The sequence below is a fragment of the Aeromonas sp. 75A genome (genome assembly GCF_051919425.1).
Lineage (GTDB): Bacteria > Pseudomonadota > Gammaproteobacteria > Enterobacterales > Aeromonadaceae > Aeromonas > Aeromonas veronii.
Genome location: NZ_JBQBES010000002.1, coordinates 392,198 through 404,905, shown reverse-complemented (window position 1 = coordinate 404,905; position 12,708 = coordinate 392,198). Strand labels below are relative to the sequence as shown.

Genomic DNA, 12,708 nt, shown 5'->3' with positions numbered 1-12,708 from the left:
TTGGCGAGCCCCGCTGGGGGCCCGTGATTCAGAGCCGCTCGTAACCGGGCAGCGTCAGAAAATCGATCAGTGTGTCGGCGCAGGTGATCTCTTCCATCAGCTCACTTGCCTCGGCAAAGCGTCCTGCCTGCCAGCGCGCAGTACCCACCTCGGCTTTGACCACCTCCAGCTCCTCGGCCAGCATCTGGCGGAACAGCTCCTTGGTCACTACCTTGCCATTAGACAGGCTCTTGCCGTGGCGGATCCACTGCCAGATGGAGGTGCGGGAGATCTCGGCGGTGGCGGCATCTTCCATCAGACCGTAGATAGGCACGCAGCCGTTGCCGTTGATCCAGGCCTCCAGATATTGCAGGGCAACCCGGATATTGGTGCGCATCCCTGCCTCGGTCCGCTCGCCCTCACAGGGTGCCAGCAGGTCGGCGGCGGTGATGGGGGCATCCTGCTCGCGCAGCACGCCGATTTGGTTCTTGGCACCCGCCGCAATGGTGGCGTTGAACACCGCCATGGCGGTGTCGGCAAGGCCAGGGTGGGCGACCCAGGTACCGTCGTGGCCGTTGTTGGCTTCGCGTTCCTTGTCGGCCTTGACCTTGGCGAAGACCTGCTCGTTGACGGCCGCATCCTTGGCCGGAATAAAGGCGGCCATGCCACCCATCGCCAGCGCACCGCGCTTGTGACAGGTTTTGATCAGCAGCCGCGAGTAGGCGGAGAGGAACGGCTTGTCCATGGTCACCACCTGACGATCAGGCAGTACCCGATCCGGATGGTTCTTCAAGGTCTTGATGTAGCTGAAGATGTAGTCCCAGCGGCCGCAGTTGAGGGCGACGATGTGATCTTTCATCTGATAGAGCAGCTCATCCATCTCGAATACGGCTGGCAGGGTTTCAATCAGCACGGTGGCCTTGATGGTGCCACGGGGCAGACCGAACTTGTCCTCGGTCCAGGCGAACACCTCGCTCCACCAGCGCCCTTCCAGATGGCTCTGCAACTTGGGCACGTAGAAGTAGGGGCCCGAGCCTTTGGCCAGCAGCGCCTGATAGTTGTGCAGGAAGTAGAGAGCAAAATCGAACAGGCCACCGGGGATCGGCTCGCCATCAAAGGTGACATGTTTTTCCGGCAGGTGCAGACCGCGCACCCGGCAGATGAGGACGGCCGGATCGGCGTTCAGGGTATAAGCCTTACCTTCCGGATTGGTGTAAGAGATGGTGCCGTTGACCGCATCGCGCAGGTTGATTTGACCCTCGATCACCTTATTCCAGGCGGGGGCCAGCGAATCCTCGAAGTCCGCCATGAACACCTTGACGTTGGCGTTGAGGGCGTTGATCACCATCTTGCGCTCGACCGGGCCGGTGATCTCCACACGGCGGTCTTGCAGGTCGGCGGGAATGCCGCGAATGGTCCAGTCACCTTCACGGATGTGGGCGGTTTCCGGCAGGAAGTCCGGCAGCTCGCCGCCATCGATACGGGCCTGGCGTGCCACACGTTGTTTCAGCAATTCCCCTCTTTGGGGAGCAAAACGTTCCACCAGTTCGGAGACCAGAGCCACCGCGTCCGGCGTCAGAATTTGCGCGTATTCGGGTAGCATCTCGCCCTGGATGCGAAGGCGGGCGCTGCAGTGGGTCTGAGCCGGTGCCGACATAAGGTTCACTCCTTTGAGAATTACATTTTGAACTTACTAACTACGACTAAAGTAGAATCCCTGTTCCTGAAACGTTCCCGCAACAACGGGATAACACGATTGATAAGGTGCGAAATATTGTTGAGTACGTCAACAGTTTTTTTTAAACACTTGTTTTTTGGATATAGTTAAGTTGATGTTTTTTATTGCTTTATTGGATTGGTATAAAAGCTCTACGCAGATGGTTATGCTCCTGCTTTTTCCCATCGGACAACGGCTAATTTGGGCTGTTACCCTGCCCCTCATTTTGTAACTTATTACGTAATAAAATTACAAATGCAAAAACAAATCCCGACCTAACTCCAGGCTTTGCCAAAACAGCCGTATAAAGCGCGTTTGAATGTGGCAATGAATGTTTTGCTAATGCTAGACCTGATTGGTGAACGTGCGTTTTAAACTTGGTGTGGTGATGCAGGCTCTCTTGGCACCAGCGGTTGCAGCGATGGAAAGTGAAGTGCAATAACGTAGGTTTGTATCAGTTGTCGGGGGGAATGCCGGGGAGGAAAGGGGGAGATACATCAGTCAATAATACTGCCATCCTTGATAGAATTAGCAGTTTGTCGTTTTTTGCAGATTTCTCGCCAAGGGTGTGAAACTGAGTGTGTTGAACAGGCGATGCCCCAGTGATTGAGCGGCCATCTGGCCGGGCTCAATAGTCATCATCCGGTTCGGCAAGATCGATCACATCCAGCTGGATGACCTGTTCATTTTCGCTTTCGGTGTGGCAAGGGGTGTCGTGAGGAACGGAATAAAGCGTAATGACGGGTGCGAAATCGGTGTTCTGGTTCATGCCTAGTCCTGTGTTGCACGCAAGCCGGACAGTGATCCCTTCACTCGTGTTTCCACCTCCCTGTGTTGTCTACCGGCGGAAAGTTGCGCATCTTAATGAGTTCGGCAAAAAGATTCAAGTGGTTCCGAGTGTTTTTTGTTCTTGGTGGACTGGCGTTGTCAGGAGGATAAATCGGAGGCAAAAAAATAGCCCAGTCGTTTGACTGGGCTATTCTCGGGGAAAATGGTCGGTGTGAGAGGATTCGAACCTCCGACCCTCTACACCCCATGCAGATGCGCTACCTGGCTGCGCTACACACCGACGGAGTCAGACTCGGCTGACGGGGAGGAAGTCTAATAGCATGGCCAAACGGGTGCAACTCCTTTTTTATCATAGAGATGCCGATTGCTTCTTTATTGCTCAGTCGGGATGCGGCTTGGGTCTGACGTGCAGATTTGGCATAATCGCCGCCCTGTCACCGCGAGCTATCATGCCTGCTATCTATGGAATTATCTGACAGATGTGGATAGCTGGAATGTAAACAGCACAATTGAACAATATAAAGAGGGGATGGGCGTGAAACCATCAGAGGTCCCAGAAATACCGAGTCAGACCGAGCAGGACGAACAGTGGATGCGCCATGCCATGGCATTGGCCGCCCGGGCCGAAGGGATTGGCGAGATCCCGGTCGGTGCCGTACTGGTGCTGGATGGTCAGATGGTGGGAGAGGGGTGGAACCGCTCCATCAGCGAACACGATGCCTGTGCCCATGCCGAGGTGATGGCAATCCGGGCGGCGGGCAAGCAGCTGGCGAACTACCGCCTGCTCGACACCACTCTTTATGTGACGCTGGAGCCCTGCTGTATGTGTGCCGGTGCGCTGATCCATAGCCGGGTCAAGCGGGTGGTTTACGGCGCCCGAGATCTCAAGACCGGTGCCGCGGGGTCGGTGTTCGAGATCTTGCAGGACCCGCGCCACAATCACAGCGTCGAGCTGACCGGCGGTGTGCTGGCCGATGCCTGCTCGGCCCAGTTGTCGGCCTTCTTCAAGCGCCGCCGCGCCGAGAAAAAGGCGGCCAAACTGGCGTTGCAACAATCAAACGATACCCTTTCCTGAATCATTCGGGGGCAGCGCAGGCTGCCCTTGCTGATTATAAGCATAAATATCCCTTTATAAACAATACATTACGCTCGCCCGCCTTCGAAGGGATCCCCGCCCATTTTTCCCCTAACAACCTCGGTTAAAGCGCTCTCGATGTAACAAAACTGTCATGCAACCGCCATATAATGCCGCGAAGCCTAGCTTACATTGAGGTCTTGCATGTCATCGGAATCGTTAAACCTGGTCATGGCGGGCAGTAGAAAACGCCGGATCAAGGATAAATTGGCCAAATATGGCGTCACCACAGGCGGAGCCCTGGTACTGGTGGCGCTGCTGCTTATCTTCTTTTATCTGCTCTATGTGGTGAAACCCATCTTCAATGGCGCCTCCATGGAGCCGACAGCCTCGTTTACCCTGCCTGCCGCAGGGAAGACCGCCTGGCTCGGCGTGGAAGAGCAGAACGAGATCGGCTATCGCTTCAGCGATAAAGGGCAGGTCAACTTCTTTGCGGTGCAGGGAGATGACAAGATCAAGGTCGGCCAGTCACTGGGTCAGACCCAGGTTGCTGGTGACATCACCACGGTAGCGACCCCTGCTCCTGGTCAGCGGCTGATCGCCTACGGCTTTGCCGATGGTAAGGCGCAGGTCGTCCAGCCAGCGTTCAAGGTCTCCTATCCCAACGATGTGCGGGTGATTGAACCCAGCCTGCAATATCCCTTCGGCGAAGAGCCGGTGGTGATCGACCCGCAAGGGAAGGCACTGCAACTGATGGTGTTCGAAGCCACCAAGGACAAGATGGCGACCGCCGCCGTGACCGAAGATGGTCGTGGTGTGATGACTGTGATGAACGGTGAGGAGAACTTCATCTCTGGGGAGATTGAGTGGAGCAGTGAAAACTACACGATTCCCTCCCTGCCGCGCCATGTGGATCAGATGTTGCTGACCCCCAATCTGCGGATCCTGTTCGTGCGCGAGGGCAATCGCCTCTCCGTCTATGACATTCATAACCTGAGCGAAATCTCCCTGCGCAACGTGCTGGAGATCAATGCACCCAACGCCAATGTGACCCGGGTTCAGCTGCTCTCCGGCGCCTCTTCGCTGCTGGTGGGTAATGACAACGGCGTCATCTCCCAGTGGTTCGAAGTGGCGAAGGATGGCAAACGCCAGTTCACCCAAATTCGTGACTTCAAGGGCGATGGCGCGGTAGATCTGCTGACTCCCGAGCACTTTCGCAAAGGCTTCATCAGTGCCGACAAGGACGGCATCATCAGTTTCTTCCATGCCACTGGCGAGACCAAGCTGCTGACCGAGACGGTGGAAGGGGGCGAACTCTCTGCCCTGGCCATCTCCCCCCGTCACAACCTGTTGCTGATGCAGCAAGGGAATACCTTCAAGCTCTTCTCGGTGGAGAACGAGCACCCCGAAGTGACCTGGTCTGCCCTCTGGCAACAGGTGTGGTATGAAGGGTATCCGGAGCCCCAGTATGTGTGGCAATCCACCTCCGCCAGCAATGACTTTGAAGCCAAGCTGAGTTTGGTGCCGCTGGTATTCGGTACGCTGAAAGCCTCTTTCTACGCCATGGTGTTTGCTGTGCCGCTCGGCGTGGCTGGTGCCATCTATACCGCCTACTTCATGTCGGCGGGGCTGCGCAAATACGTCAAGCCGACGGTCGAGATCATGGCGGCGCTGCCGACTGTTATCTTGGGCTTCCTGGCGGGTCTGTGGCTGGCGCCGATCATCGAGGGGGCCTTGCCCGGGGTGATCCTGCTGCTGATATTGCTGCCGATGGGGATGCTGCTGACTGCATTGCTCTGGAACTATCTGCCGGAGCGCGGCAAGTCCTGGCTGCCGGAGGGGTGGCACGCCATCCTGCTGATCCCGGTGCTGCTGCTGATTGGCTGGGGTGCCTTCGCCCTGAGCCCGCTCATCGAGAATGCCTTTATGCACGGTGATTCGCGCATCTGGCTGACTCACGAAATGGGCATCAAGTTTGACCAGCGCAACTCGCTGGTGGTCGGTATCGCCATGGGCTTTGCGGTCATCCCCACCATCTTCTCCATCGCTGAAGATGCGGTCTTCTCGGTGCCCAAGCACCTGACCCAGGGCTCGCTGGCGCTGGGGGCCACCCCGTGGCAGACCCTGAGCCGGGTGGTGATCCTCACTGCCAGCCCGGGCATCTTCTCTGCGGTGATGATGGGTCTTGGCCGCGCCGTGGGCGAGACCATGATCGTGCTGATGGCTACCGGCAACACCCCCATCATGGACTTCTCCATGTTCCAGGGGCTGCGCACCCTCGCCGCCAACATCGCGGTGGAGATGCCGGAATCGGAAGTGGGCAGCTCCCACTATCGGGTACTGTTCCTCGCGGCCTTCGTCCTGTTTGTGTTCACCTTTTTGTTCAACACCCTGGCCGAGTTTGTCCGTCAGCGGTTGCGTGAAAAATACAGCTCGATGTAAGGGGCGACTCTGTAATGGACAAGGAATCGACAATGGGTAAGTGGTTTAAATCAGGGGCCCCCTGGATCTGGATGACCGGCGGTGCCGTCAGTCTGAGTCTGGTGGCGGTACTGGGTCTGCTACTGCTGATCGGCTGGCGTGGTCTGGTCTACTTCTGGCCGCACCCCATCTATGAGTGGCAGCTGGAAGACGCCAGCGGCAGCAAGAGCGTACTGATCGGCGAGATCAACGATCGCGAGCAGGTTCCGGTGGAGCGACTGCGAGCCGCAGGTCTGCCACTGGAAGGGGAAGAGCGCGAGCTGCTGACCCGTTATCTGGTCAAGACCGGCAACCGTGAGTTCGTTGACCTCGATTTTCGCTGGGTGCTGGAGACGGACATCAAGTCCCAGAGTCAGCCAGCCGAGCTGGCCATGGTTGAGCGTGCCACCAACGGCAACTTCTATGGCTATATCGTCGGGGTGAAAGAGGATGGCCGCGAGCTCACCTCTGATCTGCATCCTGCCCTGCAGCGGGTGCTGGCGCGAGCCAATGCCCTTTCAGAACAGGCCAACGATCTGCAAAAAGGGGACATCGGCAGCATCAACTATCAACTGGAGCGGCTGCGCCTGAAAGAGCGCAAGGCCGAGCTGGATGACAAGCTGACCGATCAGCTCAAAGCCGAACTGGCCAGCGAGCGTCAGGCCCTCAACGATCGCTATCAGGTGTTGGAAAAAGAGCTCTTCTCCCTGCGTAGCCAAGCGGACCGCGACGCCATCACCGTCAAGGATATGCGTGGCGAGCTGGTGACCATGCCGATGTCCAAGGTACTGGACGTGGTATGGCCCAACGACATGAGCCTGCTGGCCAAGGTGGGTCACTGGTTCCACCAGATCGGCAAGTTCGTCTCTGACGATCCCCGTGAAGCCAACACCGAGGGCGGGGTGTTCCCGGCCATTTTCGGCACTGTGTTCATGGTGTTCCTGATGGCGATCATCGTGACCCCGCTGGGGGTGGTGGCGGCAGTCTACCTGCACGAATACGCAGGCAAGAACAGCCTGACCAAGATCATCCGCATTGCGGTGATCAACCTGGCGGGCGTGCCCTCCATCGTCTACGGCGTGTTTGGTCTGGGCTTCTTCGTCTACACGCTCGGTGGTTCGCTGGATCAGCTGTTCTACCCGGAAGCGCTGCCGAGCCCGACCTTTGGCTCACCCGGCGTGATCTGGTCGGCGCTGACCCTGGCCATCCTGACCCTACCGGTGGTGATTGTCTCCACCGAAGAGGGGTTGGCGCGGATCCCGAGCACCATCCGTCAGGGCTCGTTGGCACTGGGCGCCACCCAGGCCGAGACCCTGTGGCGCATCGTGCTGCCGATGGCGAGCCCGGCCATCATGACCGGCCTTATTCTGGCGATTGCCCGTGCAGCCGGTGAAGTGGCGCCGCTGATGCTGGTGGGGGTGGTGAAACTGGCACCGACCCTGCCGATGGATGGCAACTTCCCGTATCTGCATGTGGAGCGCAAGTTCATGCACCTGGGCTTCCACATCTATGACGTCGGCTTCCAGAGCCCCAACGTCGAGGCGGCCCGCCCGCTGGTCTACGCCACCTCCTTCCTGCTGGTGACGGTGATCGTGGGTCTGAACCTGACCGCTATCGGTATTCGTAACCACTTGCGCGAGAAATTCCGGTCGCTGGAGCATTAATCCGGCGCCGCTTGAGTGATACAAGAGTGAGATAACAGAGGGGCGGCCGAGCGCGAGCCGCCATCTCTCTGCACCAATACGTGAGGGGCGCCGGCAGCTGTCCGGCCACTCCAGATAGATTTTGAGGTAACAGATGATCAACGTAACGACCACGTCTACCCAGCACACCGCGCTGGACCTGCTCAACCTGACCCCGGAGCAGACCGCGCTGGAGGTGAAGGATCTCAACCTGTACTACGGCAGCAAGCAGGCGCTGTTCAACGTCAACATGAAGATCCCCAAAGGGCAGGTGACCGCCTTTATCGGCCCGTCAGGCTGTGGCAAATCGACCCTGCTGCGCTGCATCAACCGGATGAACGATCTGGTGGAGATCTGCCGCATCGAGGGGGAAATCCAACTGCACGGCCACAACATCTATGACAAGAGCGTTGATGTTTCCGCCCTGCGCCGTCAGGTGGGCATGGTGTTCCAGCGCCCGAACCCGTTTCCCAAGTCCATCTACGAGAACGTGGTCTATGGTCTGCGCCTGCAGGGGATCAACGATCGTCGCACTCTGGATGAAGCGGCCGAGCGCTCCCTGCGTGGTGCGGCCCTGTGGGACGAGGTGAAGGATCGTCTGCACGACAACGCCTTCGGTCTCTCCGGTGGTCAGCAGCAGCGTCTGGTGATTGCCCGTGCCATCGCCATCGAGCCGGAAGTGTTGCTGCTCGATGAACCGACCTCGGCGCTCGACCCCATCTCCACCCTCACCATCGAGGAGCTGATCAACGAGCTCAAGAGCCAGTTCACCGTGGTGATCGTGACCCACAACATGCAACAGGCTGCGCGCGTGTCGGATCAGACCGCCTTCATGTATATGGGCGAGCTTATCGAGTACTCGGATACCAATACCATTTTCACCACCCCGGCCAAGAAAAAGACCGAAGATTACATTACCGGTCGTTACGGCTAAGGAGAGGAGAGGATGAATCTCAGCAAACAGATTGGCAGTCGGTTCAACGGCTAAGGCATAATCGGAGCAATCAAGGATTATTTGTATGGACAATATGAACCTCAATAAACACATCTCCGGTCAGTTCAATGCCGAGCTAGAGAGCGTGCGTAACCAGGTGCTGGTGATGGGCGGTCTGGTGGAGCAGCAGCTCACCGACGCCATCGCGGCGATCCACGATCAGGATCTCGATGCGGCGCGCAAAATCGTGGCCAACGACCACAAGGTCAACGCGATGGAAGTGGCGATCGACGAGGAGTGCACCCGCATCATCGCCAAGCGTCAGCCGACTGCCTCCGACCTGCGACTGGTGATGGCCATCATCAAGACCATCACCGATCTGGAGCGCATTGGCGACGTGGCCGACAAGATCGCCCGCATGCTGACCGACAACGCCAACAAGCCGCAGCCGCCGCTGGTGTCGCTGGAGAACATGGGCCGTCGCACCATCAAGATGCTGCACGATGTACTCGACGCTTTCGCCCGCATGGATCTGGATGCGGCGCTGGCGGTCTACAAGGAAGATGACAAGGTAGACCGCGAGTACGAGTCCATCATCCGTGAGCTGATGACCTATATGATGGAAGATCCCCGCACCATCCCCCAGGTGCTCAACGTCCTGTGGGCGGCGCGGGCCATCGAGCGGGTCGGCGATCGTTGCCAGCACATCTGCGAGTATATCGTCTACTACGTGAAAGGTAAGGATGTGCGCCACACCAAGGCGGACGATCTGGGCACCTTGCTGGGCAAGGGCTAACCGGAAGTGAATAAAAAGGCGCGTGAAGCGCCTTTTTTGTTGCATAACTGGTCGGAGTAAGATAAAGCCCCCAACTGGCTGTTTTCTGATAGAATACTCCCCCTGTGTGAGTCCCGGATGGGTTCACGGTCCGGTCTCCCGGGCCCAGTTTGCCGTCTTGTGCTAAGGCGGGTGTAGCAATAGGTTAATCATGAGTTTTGCCGATAGTTTGTTCTTTTTAATGCTGCTGGTTGGCGGCAGTGTGTTCTTCTCCCTCTCCGAGATCTCTCTCGCCGCGTCTCGCAAAATCAAATTGCAGGTGATGGCGGATGAAGGTAATCGCCAGGCCGAAAAGGTGCTGGCCCTGCAGGCCCAGCCGGGCAACTTTTTCACCGTGGTGCAGATTGGCCTCAATACCGTCGCCATTCTGGGCGGTATTCTGGGTGAGTCTGCCCTCAACCCCGCCATCAAGGGGATTGTCTCCCAGTTCTACCAAGGGCCCTGGCTTGGCGAGATCAGCTCCGGTGCCTCCTTCGTGTTCGTCACCGGTATGTTTATCCTGATCGCCGATCTGATGCCCAAGCGTCTGGCTATGACCATGCCCGAGCAGATTGCCGTGGTGGTGGTGCGCCCCATGCTCTTCTTCGTCACCGTGCTGATGCCGCTGGTGTGGGTCTTCAACGGATTGGCCAACTCCCTGTTCCGTCTGATGCGCGTCTCCACGGTGCGTAACGACGAGATCACCTCCGACGATATCTATGCGGTGATGGATGCCGGTGCCGAGGCGGGGGTTATCCAGCGCGAGGAGCATCAGCTCATCGAGAACGTGTTCGAGTTGCAGTCCCTTGGTGTCACCTCTGCCATGACGGCCCGCGAGAGCCTCATCTACTTCACCCTGCAAGAGAGTGAAGAGAGCATCAAGGCGAAGATCGCCGAACATCCCCACAACAAGTTTCTGGTCTGTGACCACAACCTCGACAGCATCAAGGGCTTTGTCGATGCCAAAGAGCTGCTGATCCGCGTTATCGGCGGCCAGAGCATCGACCTGATCGGTGGCAACCTGGTGCAGAACGTCATCATCATCCCCGATACCCTGAACCTCTATGAGGCGATGGAGTACTTCAAGAATCATCGTGGCGACTTTGCCGTGGTGATGAACGAGTACGCGCTGGTGGTGGGGATTGTCACCATGAACGACCTGATGAGCACCGTCATGGGCGAGTGGGCGACCCACGTGGTGGAAGAGCAGATCGTCCAGCGCGATGAGAACTCCTGGCTGGTGGACGGGGTCACCCCCATCTCCGACGTGATGCGCGCCTTCGATATCGAAGAGTTCCCCGAGAACCAGAACTACGAGACCATCGCCGGCTTTATCATGTACATGCTGCGCAAGATCCCCAAGCGCACTGACTCGGTCAAATACGCCGGTTACAAGTTCGAAGTGGTCGATATCGACAGTTACAAGATTGATCAGCTGCTGGTTACCCGGGTCGAACCGGCTGTGGCCGAGAAGCCAGCTCAGGAATCGTAAAAGGAGCGACATAAGAGTCATGAAGATGCAGTCTCATTCCCGTGCGCTGGCCTGTGTCGCGCTCGCCCTGGCACTGGGTGCCTGTAGTCAGAGTGCGCCGCGCAAAGCCACAGTGGCAGCCAAGCCGGTAGCCCCCAAGCCTGCCGTGGTCGTGCCGCAGCCGGATCCCGATGCGGTGGTACAAAGTGGCATGGCAGAGCCGAGCCCGGTCTTTGACGAGCAGTATCACGGCCCGGATCAGGGATCGCTGGAGTCGGTGACCGCTCTGTTTGCCCGTGGCTACATCGAGTCGGCCATGCGCGAGACCATGCTGGCGGCGGTGCACAACGACTATCCGCTGCTCGGCATGCGGGATGTGCGGTTGACCGATCCGGTCTCCAAATTCCTCACCTCCGAGCATGCGGCCACCACGGCCCATGACTACCTCTATGCGGGTGTGCAGCGTCGCCTCGGTCGTCCGCTCAGCCCTGCCCAGTGGGAGCAGATCTGGCGCGGTTTGCCGCAGCAGGGTCGGGTCTCCGACTGGGTCAAACAGATCAAGCGAGTGCTGGCCGGGCGTTAAGTTACCAGCAGATCAAGATAGTGATGAGGCCACCTTCGGGTGGCCTCTTGCATTTCTGCGTTTGCCTCGCCGTTTGCACGCTGATTTCTGCTGATACTGATTGCCGCCCGTGGCGCTTTGCTTTATCTTGTTTTGGCCATCTAAACATCCATATGTTTTTATGGCTATATAATAAAAGGGCTTCCCAGGATGAAGCGGGACGATCTGCAGCGATTCGATGCGAAACCGCAGATCAACAAAACAAACAGATAAATACGCAAATAAACAACGCATAAAACAAAGAGACACGACAGATGGAAACCAGGGAATTGTGGGTGCTGGATGGGGGCATGGGGCGCGAGCTGGCACGGCGGGGGGCACCGTTTCGTCAGCCCGAATGGTCGGCGTTGGCCTTGATGGAGGCCCCAGAGACGGTGCGTGATGTGCATCAGGCCTATGTGGCGAGCGGGGCCAGGGTCATTACCACCAACAGCTATGCGCTGGTGCCGTTTCATATCGGCGATGAGCGTTTCTTTGCCGACGGGGAGGGGCTGGCAGCGCTGGCTGGTCAACTGGCCCGCGAAGTGGCTGACGAGCAGAAGGGCGCCGTGCAGGTGGCGGGTTCTCTGCCACCGCTGTTTGGCTCCTACCGTGCCGACCTGTTCAAGGCGGACCGGGTGAGCGAGCTTGCGATGCCGCTTATTCGGGCGCTATCCCCTTATGTGGATATCTGGCTGGCCGAGACCATGAGCCTGATTGCCGAGCCACTGGCCCTGAAAGCGCTGCTGCCTGATGACGGCAAGCCGTTCTGGGTCTCCTTCACGCTGGAAGATGAGGCGCCGGGCAACGAACCGCGACTGCGTTCCGGCGAGCAGGTGGCTGATGCGGTGACCACGTTAGTGGCGGCCGAGGTCGATGCCATCCTGTTCAACTGCTGTCAGCCCGAGGTGATCGAGGGGGCCCTCGAGGTTGCTCGCGCCCGATTGCAGGCGCTGGGCCGCGCAGACATTCGCCTCGGTGCTTACGCCAACGCCTTCCCGCCGCAACCCAAAGAGGCCACCGCCAACGATGGGCTGGACGAGATCCGCACCGATCTGGGACCGCTGGATTACCTTGGCTGGGCCGAGCGCTGGCGCGCGGCCGGGGCAAACCTCATCGGCGGTTGCTGCGGCATAGGCCCCGAGCATATTCAGGCGCTGAGCAGCCGGTTGCGCTAAGGAGGAGC

General features: G+C 58.4%; 10 protein-coding genes and 1 tRNA gene. 8 read left to right on the top strand and 3 right to left on the bottom strand.

Annotated features, from left to right (window positions below; all coding sequences use genetic code 11):
• Positions 1 to 28: 28 nt before the first annotated feature.
• The 3 genes from aceB to ACTG2T_RS01765 all read right to left on the bottom strand — a co-directional run bounded on the left by aceB (position 29) and on the right by ACTG2T_RS01765 (position 2,765).
• Positions 29 to 1,636 carry a malate synthase A gene (aceB, locus tag ACTG2T_RS01775; protein WP_330125189.1) on the bottom strand — a complete coding sequence of 536 codons (1,608 nt, stop codon included), beginning with the start codon at positions 1,634 to 1,636 and terminating at the stop codon, positions 29 to 31.
• Between the two features lie 688 nt (positions 1,637 to 2,324).
• Positions 2,325 to 2,465 carry a hypothetical protein gene (locus ACTG2T_RS01770; RefSeq protein WP_162850464.1) on the bottom strand — a complete coding sequence of 47 codons (141 nt, stop codon included), beginning with the start codon at positions 2,463 to 2,465 and terminating at the stop codon, positions 2,325 to 2,327.
• A 223-nt stretch (positions 2,466 to 2,688) separates the two neighbouring features.
• A tRNA-Pro gene (locus ACTG2T_RS01765) sits at positions 2,689 to 2,765 on the bottom strand.
• A gap of 249 nt (positions 2,766 to 3,014) precedes the next feature.
• On the opposite strand from ACTG2T_RS01765, the gene tadA reads away from it, so the two are divergent.
• From tadA to ACTG2T_RS01725, 8 genes are all read left to right on the top strand, one after another.
• The gene (gene tadA, locus ACTG2T_RS01760; protein ID WP_394817975.1) at positions 3,015 to 3,560 is read left to right on the top strand and encodes a tRNA adenosine(34) deaminase TadA; all 546 of its coding nucleotides are present in this window, start codon (positions 3,015 to 3,017) and stop codon (positions 3,558 to 3,560) included.
• A 204-nt stretch (positions 3,561 to 3,764) separates the two neighbouring features.
• On the top strand, positions 3,765 to 6,002 hold the full coding sequence (locus tag ACTG2T_RS01755; RefSeq protein WP_330125188.1) for a phosphate ABC transporter permease: 2,238 nt from the start codon (positions 3,765 to 3,767) through the stop codon (positions 6,000 to 6,002).
• Positions 6,003 to 6,034: 32 nt separating this feature from the next.
• On the top strand, positions 6,035 to 7,684 hold the full coding sequence (gene pstA / locus ACTG2T_RS01750; protein WP_330125187.1) for a phosphate ABC transporter permease PstA: 1,650 nt from the start codon (positions 6,035 to 6,037) through the stop codon (positions 7,682 to 7,684).
• Between the two features lie 133 nt (positions 7,685 to 7,817).
• On the top strand, positions 7,818 to 8,636 hold the full coding sequence (gene pstB, locus ACTG2T_RS01745; protein ID WP_005334102.1) for a phosphate ABC transporter ATP-binding protein PstB: 819 nt from the start codon (positions 7,818 to 7,820) through the stop codon (positions 8,634 to 8,636).
• Between the two features lie 85 nt (positions 8,637 to 8,721).
• Positions 8,722 to 9,432, top strand: coding sequence for a phosphate signaling complex protein PhoU (gene phoU / locus ACTG2T_RS01740; RefSeq protein WP_005334097.1), 711 nt, complete (start codon positions 8,722 to 8,724; stop codon positions 9,430 to 9,432).
• Between the two features lie 190 nt (positions 9,433 to 9,622).
• Positions 9,623 to 10,942 carry a hemolysin family protein gene (locus ACTG2T_RS01735; protein ID WP_005334094.1) on the top strand — a complete coding sequence of 440 codons (1,320 nt, stop codon included), beginning with the start codon at positions 9,623 to 9,625 and terminating at the stop codon, positions 10,940 to 10,942.
• A gap of 19 nt (positions 10,943 to 10,961) precedes the next feature.
• Complete coding sequence (locus ACTG2T_RS01730) at positions 10,962 to 11,504, top strand: hypothetical protein (protein WP_069555291.1); 543 nt, start codon at positions 10,962 to 10,964, stop codon at positions 11,502 to 11,504.
• 293 nt (positions 11,505 to 11,797) lie between these two features.
• Entirely contained in the window at positions 11,798 to 12,700 is a 903-nt protein-coding gene (locus tag ACTG2T_RS01725; RefSeq protein WP_330125186.1) for a homocysteine S-methyltransferase family protein, read from the top strand.
• Positions 12,701 to 12,708: the final 8 nt, after the last annotated feature.

Coding starts and splice junctions, on each gene's coding strand:
- aceB (WP_330125189.1), bottom strand. CDS start 1,636: ATGTCGGCACCGGCTCAGACCCACTGCAGCGCCCGCCTTCGCATCCAG.
- ACTG2T_RS01770 (WP_162850464.1), bottom strand. CDS start 2,465: ATGAACCAGAACACCGATTTCGCACCCGTCATTACGCTTTATTCCGTT.
- tadA (WP_394817975.1), top strand. CDS start 3,015: ATGGGCGTGAAACCATCAGAGGTCCCAGAAATACCGAGTCAGACCGAG.
- ACTG2T_RS01755 (WP_330125188.1), top strand. CDS start 3,765: ATGTCATCGGAATCGTTAAACCTGGTCATGGCGGGCAGTAGAAAACGC.
- pstA (WP_330125187.1), top strand. CDS start 6,035: ATGGGTAAGTGGTTTAAATCAGGGGCCCCCTGGATCTGGATGACCGGC.
- pstB (WP_005334102.1), top strand. CDS start 7,818: ATGATCAACGTAACGACCACGTCTACCCAGCACACCGCGCTGGACCTG.
- phoU (WP_005334097.1), top strand. CDS start 8,722: ATGGACAATATGAACCTCAATAAACACATCTCCGGTCAGTTCAATGCC.
- ACTG2T_RS01735 (WP_005334094.1), top strand. CDS start 9,623: ATGAGTTTTGCCGATAGTTTGTTCTTTTTAATGCTGCTGGTTGGCGGC.
- ACTG2T_RS01730 (WP_069555291.1), top strand. CDS start 10,962: ATGAAGATGCAGTCTCATTCCCGTGCGCTGGCCTGTGTCGCGCTCGCC.
- ACTG2T_RS01725 (WP_330125186.1), top strand. CDS start 11,798: ATGGAAACCAGGGAATTGTGGGTGCTGGATGGGGGCATGGGGCGCGAG.